The 17816-nt window shown below is 69.5% G+C and carries 19 protein-coding genes, 1 tRNA gene and 1 pseudogene; 17 read left to right on the top strand and 4 right to left on the bottom strand.

The window, feature by feature from the left end:
* On the bottom strand, positions 1-752 hold a 752-nt coding region (locus ABZ441_RS33050; RefSeq protein ID WP_358981027.1), incomplete at its 3' end, for a sensor domain-containing protein.
* 192 nt (positions 753-944) lie between these two features.
* Between ABZ441_RS33050 and ABZ441_RS33045 the strand changes: the two genes are divergently transcribed.
* From ABZ441_RS33045 to ABZ441_RS32980, 14 genes are all read left to right on the top strand, one after another.
* Entirely contained in the window at positions 945-1346 is a 402-nt protein-coding gene (locus tag ABZ441_RS33045; RefSeq protein ID WP_053930253.1) for an NADH-quinone oxidoreductase subunit A, read from the top strand.
* Positions 1337-1972, top strand: a complete 636-nt coding sequence (locus ABZ441_RS33040) for an NADH-quinone oxidoreductase subunit B family protein (RefSeq protein WP_358981025.1) — start codon at positions 1337-1339, stop codon at positions 1970-1972. Before ABZ441_RS33045 ends, ABZ441_RS33040 begins: the two co-directional genes overlap by 10 nt.
* Positions 1969-3330 (top strand): NADH-quinone oxidoreductase subunit C, encoded by a 1362-nt coding sequence (locus ABZ441_RS33035; RefSeq protein WP_358981023.1) that lies wholly within the window; start codon positions 1969-1971, stop codon positions 3328-3330. Before ABZ441_RS33040 ends, ABZ441_RS33035 begins: the two co-directional genes overlap by 4 nt.
* On the top strand, positions 3327-4295 hold the full coding sequence (locus tag ABZ441_RS33030) for a complex I subunit 1 family protein (RefSeq protein ID WP_358981021.1): 969 nt from the start codon (positions 3327-3329) through the stop codon (positions 4293-4295). Before ABZ441_RS33035 ends, ABZ441_RS33030 begins: the two co-directional genes overlap by 4 nt.
* The gene (locus tag ABZ441_RS33025) at positions 4295-4915 is read left to right on the top strand and encodes an NADH-quinone oxidoreductase subunit I (RefSeq protein ID WP_358981019.1); all 621 of its coding nucleotides are present in this window, start codon (positions 4295-4297) and stop codon (positions 4913-4915) included. Before ABZ441_RS33030 ends, ABZ441_RS33025 begins: the two co-directional genes overlap by 1 nt.
* Entirely contained in the window at positions 4912-5652 is a 741-nt protein-coding gene (locus ABZ441_RS33020) for an NADH-quinone oxidoreductase subunit J (RefSeq protein WP_358981017.1), read from the top strand. Before ABZ441_RS33025 ends, ABZ441_RS33020 begins: the two co-directional genes overlap by 4 nt.
* Complete coding sequence (gene nuoK, locus ABZ441_RS33015) at positions 5652-6062, top strand: NADH-quinone oxidoreductase subunit NuoK (RefSeq protein WP_358981015.1); 411 nt, start codon at positions 5652-5654, stop codon at positions 6060-6062. The genes ABZ441_RS33020 and nuoK overlap by 1 nt, the downstream gene beginning before the upstream one ends.
* Positions 6059-8059 (top strand): NADH-quinone oxidoreductase subunit L, encoded by a 2001-nt coding sequence (locus ABZ441_RS33010; protein ID WP_358981013.1) that lies wholly within the window; start codon positions 6059-6061, stop codon positions 8057-8059. The genes nuoK and ABZ441_RS33010 overlap by 4 nt, the downstream gene beginning before the upstream one ends.
* 27 nt (positions 8060-8086) lie before the next feature.
* Positions 8087-9637 carry an NADH-quinone oxidoreductase subunit M gene (locus ABZ441_RS33005; protein WP_358981029.1) on the top strand — a complete coding sequence of 517 codons (1551 nt, stop codon included), beginning with the start codon at positions 8087-8089 and terminating at the stop codon, positions 9635-9637.
* Positions 9634-11178, top strand: a complete 1545-nt coding sequence (locus tag ABZ441_RS33000; RefSeq protein ID WP_358981011.1) for an NADH-quinone oxidoreductase subunit N — start codon at positions 9634-9636, stop codon at positions 11176-11178. Before ABZ441_RS33005 ends, ABZ441_RS33000 begins: the two co-directional genes overlap by 4 nt.
* 115 nt (positions 11179-11293) lie before the next feature.
* A complete protein-coding gene (gene mscL / locus ABZ441_RS32995) occupies positions 11294-11758 on the top strand; it encodes a large conductance mechanosensitive channel protein MscL (protein ID WP_358981009.1) in 465 nt (154 codons plus the stop codon).
* A gap of 218 nt (positions 11759-11976) precedes the next feature.
* Positions 11977-12840 (top strand): zinc metalloprotease HtpX, encoded by an 864-nt coding sequence (gene htpX, locus ABZ441_RS32990; RefSeq protein WP_358981007.1) that lies wholly within the window; start codon positions 11977-11979, stop codon positions 12838-12840.
* Positions 12837-13229, top strand: a complete 393-nt coding sequence (locus ABZ441_RS32985) for a YccF domain-containing protein (protein WP_358981005.1) — start codon at positions 12837-12839, stop codon at positions 13227-13229. Before htpX ends, ABZ441_RS32985 begins: the two co-directional genes overlap by 4 nt.
* Before the next feature lie 81 nt (positions 13230-13310).
* On the top strand, positions 13311-13583 hold the full coding sequence (locus ABZ441_RS32980; RefSeq protein ID WP_358981003.1) for a GlsB/YeaQ/YmgE family stress response membrane protein: 273 nt from the start codon (positions 13311-13313) through the stop codon (positions 13581-13583).
* A 100-nt stretch (positions 13584-13683) separates the two neighbouring features.
* Here ABZ441_RS32980 and ABZ441_RS32975 read toward each other — a convergent pair whose 3' ends face one another.
* Positions 13684-14172 carry a YajQ family cyclic di-GMP-binding protein gene (locus ABZ441_RS32975; RefSeq protein ID WP_056796691.1) on the bottom strand — a complete coding sequence of 163 codons (489 nt, stop codon included), beginning with the start codon at positions 14170-14172 and terminating at the stop codon, positions 13684-13686.
* 165 nt (positions 14173-14337) lie between these two features.
* Here ABZ441_RS32975 and ABZ441_RS32970 point away from each other — a divergent pair.
* Positions 14338-14419, top strand: a tRNA-Tyr gene (locus ABZ441_RS32970).
* A 159-nt stretch (positions 14420-14578) separates the two neighbouring features.
* A pseudogene (locus ABZ441_RS32965) lies at positions 14579-14861 on the top strand (IS5/IS1182 family transposase); the annotation flags it as partial.
* 18 nt (positions 14862-14879) lie between these two features.
* Here ABZ441_RS32965 and ABZ441_RS32960 read toward each other — a convergent pair.
* Positions 14880-15206 carry a hypothetical protein gene (locus ABZ441_RS32960; protein WP_358981001.1) on the bottom strand — a complete coding sequence of 109 codons (327 nt, stop codon included), beginning with the start codon at positions 15204-15206 and terminating at the stop codon, positions 14880-14882.
* A 605-nt stretch (positions 15207-15811) separates the two neighbouring features.
* The gene (locus ABZ441_RS32955; protein ID WP_358980999.1) at positions 15812-16435 is read right to left on the bottom strand and encodes a hypothetical protein; all 624 of its coding nucleotides are present in this window, start codon (positions 16433-16435) and stop codon (positions 15812-15814) included.
* A gap of 286 nt (positions 16436-16721) precedes the next feature.
* Here ABZ441_RS32955 and ABZ441_RS32950 point away from each other — a divergent pair, with 286 nt between their 5' ends.
* The gene (locus ABZ441_RS32950) at positions 16722-17411 is read left to right on the top strand and encodes a hypothetical protein (RefSeq protein WP_358980997.1); all 690 of its coding nucleotides are present in this window, start codon (positions 16722-16724) and stop codon (positions 17409-17411) included.
* The last annotated feature ends 405 nt before the right edge of the window (positions 17412-17816 follow it).

Here is a 17816-nt window from a genome sequence, read left to right as displayed (position 1 = left end):
TCCTGGAGGGCGACCTTGACCTCGCCGTGGGCCTCGTCGACCATGCGGGCGGCGGCTTCGGGGTCGTCGGTGAGTTTCTCCTTCGCCAGCCCCAGGCCCATGGCGAGGGCGACGAGCCGGGCCTGTGCGCCGTCGTGGAGGTCGCGTTCGATGCGGCGCAGGTCCGCGGCGGCGGTGTCCACGACCACACCCCGGTCCGACTCCAGCTCGTGAATCCTGCGCTCGAGCTCGTCGGAGGGCGAGAGCAGCCCCCGCGCCATCGCCCGGTCCACGTTCGTCAGCCCGCGCGCCAGGTAGGGGAGTACGGGCCAGAGGACGAACAGGCTCACCAGGGTCACGGCGAACGTCGCCACGCCCCACGGCAGCCGGATGAACGAGTACAGCAACGCCCGCCATCCCACCGGGTCCTTCAGCCCCGCCCACAGCCAGGCGAAGAACCCCTGTTCGCGACGGCTCCGCGCCATCGGGCTCGGCTCCTCGATCCGCACCCCGAGCATGCCCCGGGCGCGGCCGCGCTCGGCCCGGCCGAGACCGCGCGCGCCGTGCAGTCCCAGCACGAGCAGCGGCAGCCCGATCACGGTGACGGAGAGCCCGGCACCCACGCCGATCAGGAACACGGTGTACACGAATCCGGCGATCGCCATCGGCAGGTTGGCCAGGAGATACGCGATCTCCTTCCACGTCCACCGGTCGAAGGCGAAGCGCGCGGGCGGCGGCCGGTCGTTGTCCGGCAGGGAGGGGCTCATGGTCATACGACCAGCGTGCCGGGCCGGGGACCCCCACGCCATGGGGTTCGTGGGTGCGGTCCCGTGGGGATAACCCCACCTCGCCCCGCACCTCCCGCCCCACCCGTTGTGCGACGGGGCTGCTTACCGTCTCTTTAACAGGGCCTAGACTCCCGTGCGTACAGACCGTCGGACAGGTTGAGGGAGCGAGGGACGGACGTGGCGGACGTGCCGGGACCGACCGTTCTCGCGTCGGACTACTTCCAGAGCTACTCAGTGGTCGGGCTGCTCGCCCTGGTGGGCGTGCTGTTCGTCGCCGTCGCCTTCGGGGCCGGCCGACTGCTGAGGCCCGTGGTCCCGACGCCGGAGAAACTCCTCACGTACGAGTGCGGCGTGGACCCCGTGGGGGAGGGCTGGGCCCACACCCAGGTCCGCTACTACGTGTACGCCTTCCTGTACGTGATCTTCGCCGTCGACTCGATCTTCCTGTTCCCGTGGGCGACCGTGTTCGCGGCCCCGGGGTACGGGGCGACGACGCTGGTGGAGATGTTCATCTTCCTCGGTTTCCTGGCCGTGGGACTGCTCTACGCATGGAAGAAGGGCGTCCTCGAATGGGCGTGACGAGCCGGCCGAACCCGGAACCCCCCGTGTCGCTGCCCGATCCGACGTTGCCGCCGGAGCCGAAGAAGCTCGGCGTGCTGTCCCGGCTCGCGCCCGAGCCGATGAAGGTGGTCCTCAACTGGGGCCGCCGCTACAGCCTCTGGGTATTCAACTTCGGACTCGCCTGCTGCGCCATCGAATTCATCGCCGCGTCCATGGCACGGCACGACTTCATCCGGCTCGGCGTCATCCCCTTCGCGCCCGGCCCCCGGCAGGCCGACCTGATGGTCGTGTCCGGCACGGTGACGGACAAGATGGCCCCGGCCGTGAAGCGGCTCTACGAGCAGATGCCCGAACCGAAGTACGTCATCTCCTTCGGTGCCTGCTCCAACTGCGGCGGACCGTACTGGGACTCGTACTCCGTCACGAAGGGCGTGGACCAGATCATCCCCGTCGACGTCTACGTGCCCGGCTGCCCGCCCCGGCCCGAGGCGCTCCTCCAGGGCATCCTCAAGCTCCAGGAGAAGATCGCCCGCGAATCGCTCGCCGAGCGGTACGCCACCGAGGACACGGCCCGGCCCTCGGCCGCGGCCCTGCGCAGCGGTCTCGTCGCAGCGCCGAAGACGCCGGGGGAGGAGCGGACGTGACCGCCCGTGACACCTACGACCGGCTCCCCGACGCTGTCACGGACGTCTTCGGCCCGGACGCCACCGCCGCGTACGCCTACGACCTGCTCACCGTCGACGTCCCCGCCGCCTCCTGGATCACAGCCCTCGAAACGGCCCGCGACGAGCTGGGCTGCACTTACTTCGACTGGCTGAGCGCCGTCGACGAACCGGGCACCGGCTTCCGCGTCTGCGCCCACGTCGTGGCCCTCGGCGTCGGCACGGTACGGCGCCTGCTGGTCCGTACGACCGTCCCGCACGACGCGGCCGCGCTGCCCACGGCCATCGGCGTCTACGCGGGCGCCGCGTGGCACGAGCGCGAGACGCACGAGATGTTCGGCATCGCCTTCGAGGACCATCCGCATCTGGTCCCCCTGCTGCTGCCGGAGAGCTTCGAGGGCCACCCGCTGCGCAAGGACTTCGTCCTGGCTGCCCGCGTCGCCAAGGCGTGGCCGGGGGCGAAGGAGCCGGGTGAGTCCGAGCACGGCGGGCCCAAGCGGCGCACCATGCTGCCGCCGGGTGTACCCGACCCCAACGAATGGGGCCCGCTCAAGGGCCAGCTCCCGCCCGCCCCGGCCCGCCCGGCCCGAGGTGCCCGTGCGGCGGGTGCGGCCGGCGACCGCCCGGCGCGGCGGGCTCGCAGCGCGAGCGAGGGCTCGGCGGCGCAGCGGCCTGCCGCACCGCGGGACGCCGCAGGTGCTCCGGACACGGCGGAGGCCCCGCAGGCGGCGCCGCCGCGCCGGACCCGCAGCGCCTCCCAGGGCTCGGCGAGCCAGGCCACCGGCCCGGCGCCCGCACCTCCTGCCGGCACGCCGTCCGCCGGGGCGGCGCGAAGCGGCGGCGCGACGGGCGCGGCCGGCAGCACGGACGCACCCTGGCACGACGCCCGCCCGGCCTTCGGCGAATCCCCGGGGCAGCAGCCGGCACGACCTGCTCCGCCTGAGGTTCCACAGCCGTCGGAGACAGCGTCCGAGCCGGAAGCCGGGCAGCCGTCGGATGCAGGGTCGGCGCCGGAAGCTGAGCAGTCGCCGGATGCCGTGACCGAGTCCGAGCAGTCGCCGGAGCCAGGGCAGCAGGGTGAGGCGGCACCGGCGGTCGAGCCCGGACGGTCCTCGGACGCGCCTGCGCAGGGTGAAGCGGGCCGAGCCGTCCCGGACAGCGCTCCCGGGCGCGAAGCCGAAGCCGAGCCCGAGTCCGGTCGTGAACCCGAAGCCGAGCCGGAGCCTGATCGCGAACCGGAGCCCGGTCGCGCGCCGGGGACAGATCACGAACCCGCGCCGGAACCTGAACGCTTGCCGGAGTCCGGTCCCGACCGCCCCGCCGGAGGCGATACCGCGTGAACGACGTACTCGACGTCGCCCTCCGCCTCGTCATCGTCTTTGCCGTGTTCATGGTCGTTCCCCTTGTCGTGGGACAGGCCGAACACAAGGTGATGGCCCACATGCAGGGCCGTCTCGGCCCCATGTACGCGGGTGGCTTCCACGGCTGGGCCCAACTCGTCGCGGACGGGGTGAAGTTCGCGCAGAAGGAAGACGTCGTACCTGCCGACGCGGACCGCCGGATCTTCCAGCTGGCCCCCGCCGTCGCTCTGCTCCCGTACCTCCTCGTGATCGTGGCGATCCCGATCGGCCCCGGTGAGGGAGCGGTCGGTCAGGTCGTCGACGCGGGCATCTTCTTCGTGCTCGCCGTCATGGGTGTCGGCGTGCTCGGCTCGCTGATGGCGGGCTGGGCCTCGGCCAACAAGTTCTCCCTCCTCGGTGGTCTCCGAACCGCCGCGCAACTGCTCGCCTACGAACTTCCGATGCTGCTCGCCGCCGCCTCCGTGGCCATGGCTGCCGGTACCGTCTCGCTCCCCGGCATCCTCGACGCCTTCGAGTGGTGGTGGCTGCCCTGGCAGATCGTCGGCGCACTGGTCTTCTTCGTGGCGGGGCTCGCCGAACTCCAGCGCCCGCCCTTCGACATGCCGGTCGCCGACTCCGAGATCATCTTCGGCGCGTACACCGAGTACACGGGCCTCCGCTTCGCCCTGTTCCTGCTCGCCGAGTACGCCGGGATCGTCGTCCTGTGCGGTCTGACCACCGTCCTCTTCCTCGGCGGATGGCACGGACCGCTCGGCGCAGACGGGCTCGGCTGGGTCTGGACCCTGCTCAAGACCGGTGTCCTGGCGTTCGTCGTCATCTGGCTCCGGGTCACCTACCCCCGTCTGCGCGAGGACCAGCTGCAGAAGCTCGCCTGGACCACGCTCATCCCCCTCGCCCTCGCGCAGATCGCGCTCACCGGCATCGTGAAGGTGGCGATCAACTAGTGCCCCCGATCCCCGGCTCAGGCCTGGCCAAGGGTCTGGCCGTCACCCTGCGGACCATGACGAAGCGCACGGTCACCGCGCAGTACCCGGACGTCCAGCCCGAACTGCCGCCCCGCACCCGTGGCGTCATCGGGCTGTTCGAGGAGAACTGCACGGTCTGCATGCTCTGCGCCCGTGAGTGCCCCGACTGGTGCATCTACATCGACTCCCACAAGGAGACGGCGCCCCCGGCCGCACCGGGCGGCCGCGAGCGCAGCCGCAACGTCCTGGACCGCTTCGCGATCGACTTCGCGCTGTGCATGTACTGCGGTATCTGCATCGAGGTGTGTCCCTTCGACGCGCTGTTCTGGTCGCCCGAGTTCGAGTACGCGGAGACGGACATCCACGAACTCACCCACGAGCGCGACAAGCTCCGCGAGTGGATGTGGACCGTCCCCGAACCGCCCGCGCTCGACCCGGCGGCGGAGGAGCCCAAGGAGATCGCCGCAGCACGCAAGACGGCGGACAAGCTCCAGGCCCAGGCAGCCCAGGAAGCCCAACAAGCACGAGAGGCCCAGGCAGCCCAGGAGGCGCAGGCGGCCCGGCCGGACCGGACAGCGGAACAGGAGGGCCAGGAGTGACCCTCGCGGCCACCGCCGGCCACCCCGGCTTCCTCTCACCGACCGGCGTCGAGATCGCCTTCGTCCTGGTCGGGATCGCCACCCTCGGCGCAGCCCTCATCACCGTCACCACCAGGCAACTCGTGCACGCCGCCCTCTGGCTCGTCGTGGCGCTCGGCGGGGTGGCGGTGGAGTACCTCCTGCTCACGGCCGAGTTCATCGCCTGGGTGCAGGTCCTCATCTACGTCGGTTCCGTCGTGGTCCTCCTCCTCTTCGGGCTGATGCTCACCAGAGCCCCCATCGGCCGCTCCCCGGACGCCGATTCGGGCAACCGGTGGATCGCCCTCGGCGCTTCGGTCGCCGCCGCCGGTGCCCTTGTCTGGGTCGTCGTGGACGCCTTCCGTACGACCTGGATCGATCTGGACGGCCCCGCCCAGGGCTCCACCAAGGCCACCGGGGAATTCCTCTTCCGGCACTGGGTGCTGCCCTTCGAGGCCCTGTCCGTCCTGCTGCTCGCCGCCCTCGTGGGCGCGATCGTCCTGTCCCGCAAGGACCGTCAGGACCGCCGGGACCGTCAGGACCGCCGGGACCGTCAGGACCGCGACAGCCAGGGCCACCGGGGCCACCGGGACAGTCCGGGCCCCCGGGGACGGAAGGACACGGGCCGGGGGGCGCCGGACCGCACGGATGCGCCGGACGGCCGCACGGAACGGCCCGTCACCGACCGGCCCGTCACCGACCGGGAGGACAAGAGCTGATGCACCTCGCCTATCCCGCCGTCCTGGCCGTCCTCCTCTTCTGCACCGGGCTGTACGGAGTGCTCGCCCGTCGCAACGCGATCCTCGTCCTGATGTCCGTCGAGCTCATGCTCAACGCCGTCAACCTCAACCTGGTCGCCTTCGACGTCTGGCTCCGCGACGCGCTCCACGCGGGACAGGCCCTCACCCTCTTCACGATCGCCATCGCCGCAGCCGAGATCGGCATCGGACTGGCGATCGTCCTTGCGGTCTACCGCAACCGCGGAAGCTCGGACATCGACCGCCTCCGCGACACCGCCGAGACCGACGACGCCGAAACGCTTCCCGACGGCTACGACGGCCGGGACATCACCGCAGACCAGGCCACTGCTCCGGCAGGGAAGGCAAAGAAGGCAGAGGCCACCGCGTGACCATCACGACCCTCGCCGTCCTCGTCCCCCTGCTCCCCTTCCTCGGAGCGGCCACAGGACTCCTCCTGGGCCGGACCGCGCCCGGCTTCGTCCGGCCCCTCGCTGTCCTGCCGGCCCTCGCCGCCACCGTCATCGCGGTGGTCGTCGCCGCACGACAGGGCGGCGGCCGGCCCATCGACGCCGCGACCCAGCTGACCCCCACCGGCTCGGTCCCGATCGACCTGGCCCTGCACCTGGACGGCTTCGCCGTTCTCGTCGCCGTCCTCGTCGGGCTCGTCGCCACCTGCGTACAGATCTACTCGACGGCCTATCTCAAGAACGACGCCCGCTACCCCTCGTACGCGGCCCTCGTCTCTCTCTTCACCTCCGCGATGCTGCTCGTCGTCTACTCCGGCGACCTCATGGTGCTCCTGGTCGGCTGGGAGATCATGGGCATCTGCTCGTACTTCCTCGTCGGCCACTACTGGGAGACCCCCGAAGCCCGCGCGGCCTCCCTCAAGGCCTTCCTCGTCACCAAACTCGGCGACGTCCCCTTCCTCATCGGCCTGTTCGCGCTCGCCGCGGACACCGGCACGTTCCGCATCACCGGCATCCTGGCCGCCGTGAACAACGGCGGACTCGACCACCCCACACTCATCGCCCTGCTGCTCCTCGCCGGAGTCGCGGGCAAGTCCGCGCAGTTCCCCCTGCACACCTGGCTGCCCGACGCGATGGCCGGCCCCACCCCCGTCTCGGCGCTGATCCACGCCGCGACGATGGTCGCCGCCGGCATCTACTTCGTGGCCCGGCTCCTTCCCGTCTTCGCCGCCTCCGGCGCCGCCCTCGTCGTCCTCGCAGTGATGGCGGCCGTCACGATGATCGGCTCAGGACTCGCCGCACTCGCGCAGGACGACATCAAGCGCGTCCTCGCCTACTCCACGATCGGGCAGCTCGGCTACATGTCCGGCGCCCTCGCCGTCGGCGACCGTGGGGCCGCCGTCTTCCACCTCCTGTCGCACGGCGCGTTCAAGGCCGTCCTCTTCCTCGCGGCGGGCGTCGTCATCCACGCGGCGGGCACGAACTCACTCGCCGCCATGTCCCGCATGGGCGGGCTGGCCAAGCGCATCCCCGACGCCTACTGGACGATGACCGTCGCCCTCCTGGCACTCGCCGCCATCCCCCCGTTCGCCGGCTTCTTCTCCAAGGAAGCCGTTCTCGTCGCCGCCGAGCACACCGCCTTCGGAGACCGCGACATCGCCCCGGCAGCGGCCGGCTGGACGATCCTGGTCGCCGGACTCGCCGCCGCGGTCCTCACCGCCGCCTATGCCGCCCGACTCTGGCTCCTGGCGTTCCGGGGGCGCGGCCCCGAGGCCGCCGACCACGGCAGGCAGCCCGCCGCGATGACCTCCGTCCTGTGGGTACTTGCCGTCCCCACGATCGCCTTCGGCCTTACCACCGGTGTCCTCGTCGACTGGTTCGACGGACACAGCCTCGCCCCCTCCCTCACGACCGCCGTCCTCTCCACCGGCGTCGGCCTCGTCGGCGGGCTCGTCACCTACGGTGCGTGGCGCCACACCACGGCCCTCGCCGACCGCCCCCCGGTCGGTGCGGTCGCAGCACATCCGGACGCCGAACCCGCCCTGGTGGAGGCCGAGGCCATCGCCTCGCACACCGCGGCGTACGGCACCATCGCGGACGCCCCGGACCCCTCCGACCCCGGCAGGCTCCTGCTGGGCCCGCTGCACCGTCACGCGGTCACCGGCTTCCACCTCGACGCCCTGTACACGGTGCTGTTCGTCAGGCCCGTGGGGGCCGCCGCCCGGCTGGTCCGCTTCCTGGACCGCGAGGTCGTCGACACCTACGTACGCGGCGCGGGCAGCATCGCCCGCGGACTCGGCACCCTGGTCCGCCGCGCCCAGACCGGCAACGTGCAGACCTACCTCGGCGCGCTGCTCGCCGGAACCCTTGTCCTGGCGATCGCCGCCGTCGTCTTTGCCAACGTCTACGCCGGGGCGTGAGCCGTGTTCGATATCAGCGCATCCGTGATGCAGTTCCTTCTGGCATTCGTCGTCGTCGCCCCGCTTCTCGGCGCGGTCGCCGCGCTCCTGCCCGCCCCGCCCGGGCTCAAGGGCAGGAACCCCGACCAGGCCGTGCTCCGCCACGGCGTGACCGTCACCGGCGCCGTCCTCCTCGCCGTCCTCGTCCTCGCCGCGGGCTTCGACCACGGCCACCCGTCGAAGATGCAGGCCATCACCGACATCAGCTGGATCCCGGCACTCGACGTCCGGATCCACCTCGGCACCGACGGCATCTCGCTCCCCCTCCTCGTGCTGACCGCGCTGCTGACGTTCCTCTGCGCCCTCTACAGCTACTTCAAGCTCCCCGCAGGCCCCTCCCCGAAGGCCTTCGTCGCTCTGGTCCTCGTCCTCGAGTCCGGCACCCTCGCGACCTTCGCCGTCCTCGACCTGCTGCTGTTCTTCCTGGCCTTCGAGATGGTCCTCATCCCGATGTACTTCCTCATCGCCCGCTGGGGCGGCGACCGGAAGCAGCCCGCCGCCTGGAAGTTCATCCTCTACACGCTGCTCGGCTCCGTCGTCATGCTGCTCGGGCTGCTCCTCATCGGACTGAAGAGCGGCACCTTCGACATGGTGGCACTCGCCACTGACAACGGCCGGGGTCTCACCGCATCCGTGCAGGTCATCGCCGTACTGGCCGTGGGGATCGGCCTCGCAGTGAAGACCCCCATGTGGCCCCTGCACAGCTGGCTGCCCGACGCCCACACCGCTGCTCCGACCGTCGGCTCCGTCCTTCTCGCCGGCGTGATGCTGAAGATGGGGACGTACGGGTTCGTCCGCATCCTGCTCCCCGTCGCCCCCGACGGCATGCGGACCTTCGCGCCGTACCTCGCGGCGTTCGCCGTCGTCGGGATCATCTACGGTTCCCTGGCCTGCCTCGCCCTCGCCCGCCCCGGCGCCAAGGGCGACCTCAAGCGACTCATCGCCTACTCCTCCGTGGGCCACATGGGCTTCGTGCTGCTGGGCATCGCGACCATGACCCCCACCGGTGTGAACGGCGCGCTCTTCGCGAACATCGCCCACGGCCTCATCACCGGCCTGCTGTTCTTCCTGGTCGGCGCCGTCAAGGACCGCTACGGCACCGCGGACCTCGACACCCTCGCCGGCGCCACCGGGGCCGCTCTCTACGGGCGCGCCCCCCGGCTCGGCGGCCTCCTCGCCTTCGCCGCCGTCGCCTCGCTCGGACTGCCCGGCCTCGCCGGATTCTGGGGAGAGATGCTCACGTTGTTCGGCGCCTTCGACCCCGCCGAAGGACTCAACCGCGCCGCCTTCCTCACCTTCATGTCCGTCGGTGCGTTCGGAACCCTGCTCACGGCCGCGTACATGCTCATCGTCGTACGCCGCGTCTGCATGGGTGAGAAACGCGAAGAGCCGCAGCCGGTCGCCGACATCCAGACCTACGAGTTCGTCGCCTGGACGCCCCTCGCAGCCCTCACCGTCCTCGCCGGACTCTGGCCCGCCGTCCTCCTCGGCCTCACCGACCCGGCCGTGCAGAAGCTCCTCGCAGGAGGCAAGTCGTGACCGTGGCAGCAGACAGCGCAACCGGGGCGGCAAACCTCGTCCAGTCCGTCGACTGGCTCGCGATCGCACCGCCCGTCATCGCGGCGTCCGTGGCCCTGCTCGTCCTTGTCGCCGACCTCTTCACCGGCGAACGCCACAAGCCGCTCCTCGGCTACGGAGCCGTCGCCGGGCTCGTCGCCGCGCTCGCCGTACTCGTCCCGCTGCGAGCAGGGGACCGCTCCACCTTCTGCCTCACCGACGGCACCCAGGCCTGCAGCTACACAGCCGACCACTTCGCACTCGTCATCCAGGCCCTCGTGCTCGGCGGGGCCCTGCTCACCGCGCTGCTGTCGATCGGCGACACACGCAAGCTCCCCGCGGGCGAGTTCTGGTTCCTGCTGCTGGCCTCCGCGGCCGGAGCCGCCCTCCTGCCCGCGGCCCGCGACCTCGCCACCCTCGTCGTGGCCCTCGAAGTCGCCTCGCTCCCCGCCTTCGCCCTCGTCGGCATCAAGCGCGGCGACCGGCGGTCCTCCGAAGCGGCCCTGAAGTTCTTCCTCTCCTCCGTCGTCGCCACCGCCGTCATGCTGCTGGGCGTCAGCTTCGTCTACGCGACCACCGGCACCCTGCACCTCACGGAGATCGCCGCCCGCCTCGACGAGGTACCCGGCCAGTTCGACACCCTCACCAAGGCCGGCGTCGCCCTCACCCTCGTCGGCTTCGCGTTCAAGACCGCCGCCGCGCCCTTCCACTTCTGGGTCCCCGACACCTACGTGGGGGCCCCGCTGCCCATCGCCGCCTACCTCTCGGTCGTCGGCAAGGCAGTCGGCTTCTCCGGCCTCGTCCTCGTCACCGTGATCGGCTTCCCGTCGTACGCGGACGTCTGGGGACCCGCCCTCGCCGTCCTGGCGGCCCTCACCATGACCGTCGGCAACGTCGCCGCACTCCGGCAGACCGCCACCCGCGCCCGCAGTGCCGTACGCCTGCTCGCCTGGTCCTCCGTCGGCCAGGCCGGCTACCTGCTCGTCCCGATCGCCGCCGCCGCGTACTCCAGCGACGAACAGATCGGCTCCACCGTCGCCTACGCCCTGATGTACGCCGTGGTGAACTTCGGGGCCTTCGCGGTCGCCGCCCTCGTCGCCCGCAGCCACCCCGCAAACCGCCTCAGCGACTACCGCGGCCTCTACGCCACCCGCCCCCTGGCCGCGCTCGCCATGGGCTTCTTCCTGCTCTGCCTGGCGGGCCTGCCCCCCGGCATCATCGGCCTCTTCGCCAAGGTCACGGTCTTCTCCGCAGCCGTCGACGCCGGGCTCGGCTGGCTCGCCGTCGTCATGGCCGTCAACGTGGTGATCGCGCTCTACTACTACCTCCAGTGGACCGCCGCGCTCTTCCGGGCTCCGGCGACCGACCCGACCGCAGAGGCCGTGGAGGCGGCACCCACGGCACACAGGCAGCGGGTCCCCGCGCCGCTCACCCTGGCGATCGCCCTCACCGCCGTAGCCGGAATCACATTGTCCGGCGCTCCCCAGTTCATCCTCCGTTTCGCCGCGATCAGCCTCTTCTGACCGGCCCGGACCAGCTTGCCCGCGCACCCACGCACAGGGCATGGTCATGCGTGCACGCGTCACGCATCAGGGGCGCGGGACGAGCACCAACGCAGAGCGCAGAGGAGCCAGAGCGGTGCTGAACGGGTTCAAGGACTTCATCCTCCGCGGGAACGTCATCTCCATGGCCATCGGCCTCGCCGTGGGAGCCGCCTTCACCGCCGTCGTCACCGGTTTCAGCAACGCGTTCATCGTGCCGCTGATCGGCCTCTTCACACGGGGTACGGGCGACTTCAGCAAGGCCTCCTACACCGTCGACGGCGTCGAGTTCCCCTACGGCCTCTTCATCAGCGCCGCCATCGCCTTCATCATCACCGCCGCGGTCCTCTACTTCCTCGTCGTCCTGCCCATGGCCAAGGTGCAGAACCGCTTCACGGCGAAGGAGGAGGAGCAGAAGGCAGACATCAAGGCCGCCCTGCGCGACTGCCCCCGCTGCTTCACCGAGATCCCCTCCATCGCCACCCGCTGCGCCCACTGCACCAGCGACGTCGAGCCGGACGCGGAGGCCCGCGCGCTCGCGGGACTCCCCGCACAGCGCTGACCCACGTCCGCCGGACCCGCAGGTCCGCGCGCACACTTCCACCCGTACGGCCCAGGGGCGGATCCACCCGGATCCGCCCCTGCCGTCTGTGCCCCCGGCCACCTCGCACAAGGGAACTAGCTCCCTTCGCCTCGCGTTGACCCGTTAGGGAGGCTCCACTGGGGAGTGGAGCACCACTGAGCAAGGGTTCCCCTGCTGCACCACTTGGAGGGCGTACCGTGCACCGCCGGCACAACGGGCTGAAAACCGCTGTACTCCTCGGGGGCCTTTCGGCCCTCATCATCGTCATCGGCAGTTTCTTCGGGCGGACCGGCCTCATCGTGGCCCTCCTCGTCGCGCTCGCCACCAACGCCTACGCGTACTGGAACAGCGACAAGCTCGCCCTGCGCGCCATGAGGGCACGCCCGGTCAGCGAATTCGAGGCACCGCAGCTCTACCGCACCGTCCGAGAGCTCTCGACAGCGGCCCGCCAGCCCATGCCCCGGCTGTACATCTCCCCGACCCAGGCACCCAACGCCTTCGCCACCGGCCGGAACCCGCGCAACGCCGCCGTGTGCTGCACCGAGGGCATTCTCCAGATCCTCGACGAGCGCGAGCTGCGCGGGGTTCTCGGCCACGAGCTGAGCCACGTCTACAACCGCGACATCCTCATCTCGTCCGTCGCGGGTGCCCTCGCCTCGGTCGTCATGTTCCTGGTCAACTTCGCGTGGCTCATCCCTGTCGGCCGGTCCGACGACGACGACGGCCCCGGCCTCCTCGGGATGCTGCTGATCATGATCCTCGGCCCCCTGGCCGCCTCCGTGATCAAGCTCGCCGTGAGCCGCTCCCGTGAGTACCAGGCCGACGCGTCCGGGGCCCAGCTCACCGGTGACCCGCTCGCCCTGGCGTCCGCGCTGCGCAAGCTCGACGCCGGGACCAAACAGCTGCCCCTCCCACCCGAACCACGGATCGAGACCGCGAGTCACATGATGATCGCGAACCCGTTCCGTCCAGGCCAGGGCATGTCCAAGATGTTCTCCACCCACCCGCCCATGGCCGAACGCATCGCCCGACTCGAGCAGATGGCAGGGTATCGACCGTGAAGACAATTCTGAACGTCATATGGCTGGTCCTGTGCGGACTCTGGATGTTCCTCGGCTACATGGCCGCGGGCCTCCTGCTCTGCATCACGATCATCGGCATCCCCTTCGGCGTGGCCGCGTTCCGCATAGGTGTCTACGCCCTCTGGCCCTTCGGCTACACCGTCGTCGACCGTCGTGACGCCGGAGGCGGCTCCCTCATCGGCAACGTCCTCTGGGTGATCCTGGCGGGCTGGTGGCTGGCCCTCGGCCACATCTTCACCGGCATCGCGCTGTGCGTCACGATCATCGGCATCCCGCTGGGCATCGCGAACTTCAAGCTCATCCCGGTCTCGCTGATGCCCTTCGGCAAGGAGATCGTCCGCACGGACCAGCCGTTCGCCACACGCTAGACGGAGAGCCCGGCCGGCAACCGTACCCGTCCCCGCAGGCGTCTTGGCTTGCAGGAACAAGTGACGGGTAGGTTCGCGAACATGAGCATCATCAGTTGGATAATCCTCGGGCTGCTGGCCGGCGCGATAGCCAAGTTCCTCCTGCCGGGCCGTGACCCCGGCGGCATCGTCGGCACGACCATCATCGGCATCGTGGGCGCCTTCCTCGGTGGCTGGCTGTCGTCCCGCTTCCTCGACCGCCCCATCAGTACGGACTTCTACGACACGGCCACCTGGGTCGCCGCCATCTCCGGCTCGCTCGTCCTGCTGATCGCCTACCGGCTGCTCTTCGGCAACTCCCGCGACCGTCGCTGAGCCGCTCCCGCACAGCCGCGGCGGACACGGCGACGGGGCGGGGCGTGCCGACCGGCACGCCCCGCCCCGCCCATGACCCGCTGACACGGCAGCGAGCCGCCTACCGGTAGTTGGCGAACTGCACCGCGAAGTCGAGGTCCTTGCCCTTGATCAGCGCCTGCACGGTCTGCAGGTCGTCCCGGCTCTTCGAGCTGACGCGCAGCTCGTCGCCCTGGACCAGCGCCTTGACACCCTTCGGGCCCTCATCGCGGATGATCTTCGCCACCTTCTTGGCGTTCTCCTGGGAGATGCCCTCCTCGATCGTGGCGAAGATCTTGTACTCCTTGCCGGAAAGCTGCGGCTCACCCGCGTCCAGCGACTTCAGGGAGATCCCGCGCTTGATCAGCTTGGACTGGAAGATGTCGAGGATCGCCTTGACCCGCTCCTCGCCGTTCGCCTCCATCAGGATCTTCTCGCCGGACCAGGAGATCGACGCCCCCGTGCCCTTGAAGTCGTAGCGCTGGGAGATCTCCTTGGCGGCCTGGTTGAGGGCGTTGTCGACCTCCTGCCGCTCGACCTTCGAGACGATGTCGAAACTGGAGTCGGCCATGACGTGTGGCTCCTTGCGTCGTATGCGTTGGGGTACGGCACAAAGCCTAGCCACCGTCGACCGCACCCGGTGCTGATCAACCAGGTGGCGTAGCACCCCTGGGCATCAGGTATCGTTTACGTCGTCGCCAAGGAGCCCCCAACCGGGATCCGACGCGTCGTTCCAGGCGGTGTGCCCGAGTGGCCAAAGGGAGCAGACTGTAAATCTGCCGGCTCAGCCTACCCAGGTTCGAACCCTGGCGCCGCCACAGGACGGGAAACCCCGTCCGACCTGCTTAAACCGCAGGTCGGACGGGGTTTCTGCGTATGTGTAAGTGTGACCGCGGAAGGCGCCGATCGGCCCCTGAATCCCACCCCTGATCAGGGTGTGTCCCTCAGTCGTCCCCCCGGGGGACGGGGTCACTCCGGCTCGCAGTTCCCGGCGAAACCGCCGCTACCTTGCGGCACGCGACGTCAAGCACACCATTCCGGAACCGAAAGACCAGCGCGCCAACCGCCGGCGCAAAAACAGTATGGGCGGGAAGACCTACCGGCTTCGAGCCTGACCGCTACCGGCGTCGCAACGAGGCCGAGCGGACCATCAACCGCCCCAAGAACTTCCGTGCTGTCGCAACCCGTTACGACAAACGAGCCGACGTTTTCCACGGCACCGTCACCGCAGCAGCAGTCCGCCTCTGGCCCAAGCCGTGAAATGCCGGGACCAAGCTCTCAGAATCCCGGGGCGGGGAGGAGGCTCGGCCACCACGGGGGCACGCCGCTGGGGCACGGAGGAGTGCCGGTGCCTTCCCAGAAGATCGAGATGACGAACCAGGCAACTCCGAGGAGTGTCACCGCGAGGGCCAGGGCATGGAGAAGGGGACGGTTCCCTAGCAGGGCCCCCACCGCGACCCAGGCGAGCAGCAGGACCGTCCAGAGGCCCGGGATGAACAGCCACAGCAGGAAACCGCTGTTGGCCGCGTTGTTCACTCCTACGTCGCAGGCGGTCCACGACCTGCCCAGGAGCATGGCGGCGGATATCGCGAGCAGCAGAGCCACCGCAGCCCCGAGACAACCATGCAGCCGTCGGCTCTCCACAGGCCCCCCGTTTGTCATCCGCTGCGAGAAGCATCGGATCCGCCCCGCGTCACTGCAGCATCCACTCGATCCCTCGGCGTTGATCGACAGGGAACGGACGCTCCTCGATCCTAGTAATCACATGATCCGCCGGTCAGTGCCTAGCCGAAGTGAACCTGGCTCGTGAGCGACGCGGTGAGCGGACTGTCCCCGGATTCCACGTCCGGCCAGACTTCGAAGCGTTCTCCGGGCTCGCGGCGGACCTGTACGCGCATCTCCACCACGGGCGAGTGAATGACTACCGAGCCGACGCCCATGCCCTGCGCTCCCAGTGGCCCGTCGACCACACGGCGAAGGGGTGGGGCCCCGTCTCTGTTCGGCCCGATGGATCCATCATGGCCATGCGGCTTCTACGCACCTGACTCCCGACCGGAGTGAGGCTCATCTATCGGACGTCTCGTATGTCGGCATACCTCCCTCGGAGCCAGGCACAGGAGCAACGGAAGGTGGAGGGAGGTAGCTGCCGCCCTCGCTGACGTCGACGGTTGGCGTATCGCTGACGTGCACTGGTCGAGGGTCGATGCACGTCAGCCGTCGAACCAGACGACCAGGCGGACCCCCTCCTCGCCGTGCAGATTCGCCAGCGTGCGCATGACCGACCAGACGGCGCCCCATTCGCTGTCGGGTACGGCGTCCTTTCGCCGCAGGCGGCCGACGCGGAAGAGTCGGTCGCCGTCCGGCCACTCGGTGTTCTCGGGAAAGACGCTGCCCGCGGAGTGGAGCTGCCGTGCATCGGTGAGGCCGGAGAGTTCGGCAAAGCGGGTGAGGCCGGTGTTCCGTCCGTGCATCTTCCAGCCGCCGTCAGAGCTCCGGTGGAACTCGTGAACACAGCCGTCGACCTCGTTCGAGACCTCGTCCCAGTCGGCGGCTGCCAGCTCGGCCCACGAGATCCAGGACTCGCCGTGCAGCTCATCACTCGAGGGCTCGAAGTCGGCGAGTACCTCTTTCGACACGTCATGCGGGAGGCCTCGGTAATCGGCAAGTGGGCGGAACGAGGTGGTGTCGCGGACACCGAAGAGGGACCCGAAGGCAACGTAGTCGCGCCCGTTGTAGAGGTGCACGAGGTCGACGGCCTGGAACCACTCGCGATCGTCCTCGTCCAGCCAGCGATCCCAGCGGCACTCGATGAAGCCGTGAATGTCTGTCCCCATGCCCGGCATTGTTCTGTGCCGGCATGAGGTGGGCGACGGGATTTCTGGCTGCTGGCCCAGCCGAGGGTGCGGCCTGTCGGGCCATGCCTTCCCCCAGGTGTGCCCCGAGAGCATCCACCATCGAAGTATCCGCAGGTCAGACGTACCGAGGGGGGCCCGCTGGAAATCTGTCCCACCGTGTGGGCCAGCCCGAGGTCGGGCCCGGTTCCGTTGGCCTTGTGGGTCTGTCGCTTCGCGGGGACAGCCCTTACAGTCGCTGTTGGCGACTCCTGGGGGGGGTAGGAACATGGAGACGGCACAACGGGTTGTCCACCGCAGTGCGCTGTTTTCCAGACTCCTTTGGGGGCTTGTGATTCTGGCGCTGCTTCTCTTTGGCTACACGGCGCTCAGGGAGAATCTGCCGCAGCGGCTGACTCATCAGTGGCCCTGGAAGATCAAGCTACTGGACTTCCAGAGTGCCACCGCAGCAGTGATCGCCACGGTGGGAGCTGCTTTGGCGCGAGCCCAATACGCAAGGACGGTCAGGCCTGCCCTCGGGCACTTCGGTCGGGCCATGGCCGGTGTGGCCCCGAATGATCAGCTGGCCTGGACCTGCCACTTCTTCAACGGGGGCCAAGACGTAGCGGTCATCACAGAAGTGAACTACTGGTTGACCTTCACGCCGTCGGCGCGTGCCGAGGGGGCTTCGGACTCGACCGACTGGGGCACCAGCCGGGAGGTAGCGGCAGCCATAGAGACACGCGGCCTGACGGCCCGGGAGGACTTCTCGCTGGAGCTCCTGGGTGCGGGGCACCCCATCCCGCCCGAAGGGCTGATGTTTCTGGGGTGGTTCGCGGAACCGGCCATGCGCGAGGTCGAGACCATCTTCGTCAAGGTGCGTGTTGTCGACCGCGTCGGCGATACACATGAGCGCGTTGTCGACCTGCTGAAGGGCGTCAATCGCTCGCCTCGTCACCCTGACCCCCCGCCCTTCTGATACCGCTGTTCGGCTCGGCCGGCTCAGCTGGCACGGTGGTCTGGAAGGGATCAATCTCCTCGTCATCAACAGCGCACAGCCACGCCCGTCGGAGATCTCTCTCCCCTCACCGTCTGATAAACGGAAGGCGCCACGCCCTATGGGGGATTGGTGGGGTGCCTGTGGGGCCGGTGGTCCTGAGCGGGGGAGAGACCCCGGTCAGGCTGGACACCCGGCGCGGACTGCGAAATCGCGCGTCGCCTGCGACGAGGGCCGCGTCGGGGGCGGCCCGGTTCAAAGGGCGGCCGGTACCCTTTCCGGATGCCTCAGCCCCTAGTTGTTCTGTCCGGGGAGGTTGTGGACGGGTGATGCAGGTCTCGGCTGAGGGATCTTGAACGGGTGAGGGCCTTCCGGGTTCGGTGTGGA

This window comes from Streptomyces sp. NPDC005752, from assembly GCF_040630715.1.
Taxonomy (GTDB): Bacteria; Actinomycetota; Actinomycetes; order Streptomycetales; family Streptomycetaceae; genus Streptomyces.
Note: the sequence above shows the minus strand (reverse complement) of the source record. Positions and strands in the feature narration are given on the sequence as shown.

Coding starts and splice junctions, on each gene's coding strand:
- ABZ441_RS33040 (WP_358981025.1), top strand. CDS start 1,337: ATGGGCGTGACGAGCCGGCCGAACCCGGAACCCCCCGTGTCGCTGCCC.
- nuoK (WP_358981015.1), top strand. CDS start 5,652: ATGCACCTCGCCTATCCCGCCGTCCTGGCCGTCCTCCTCTTCTGCACC.
- ABZ441_RS33005 (WP_358981029.1), top strand. CDS start 8,087: ATGCAGTTCCTTCTGGCATTCGTCGTCGTCGCCCCGCTTCTCGGCGCG.
- ABZ441_RS32980 (WP_358981003.1), top strand. CDS start 13,311: ATGAGCATCATCAGTTGGATAATCCTCGGGCTGCTGGCCGGCGCGATA.
- ABZ441_RS32975 (WP_056796691.1), bottom strand. CDS start 14,172: ATGGCCGACTCCAGTTTCGACATCGTCTCGAAGGTCGAGCGGCAGGAG.
- ABZ441_RS32955 (WP_358980999.1), bottom strand. CDS start 16,435: ATGGGGACAGACATTCACGGCTTCATCGAGTGCCGCTGGGATCGCTGG.
- ABZ441_RS32950 (WP_358980997.1), top strand. CDS start 16,722: ATGGAGACGGCACAACGGGTTGTCCACCGCAGTGCGCTGTTTTCCAGA.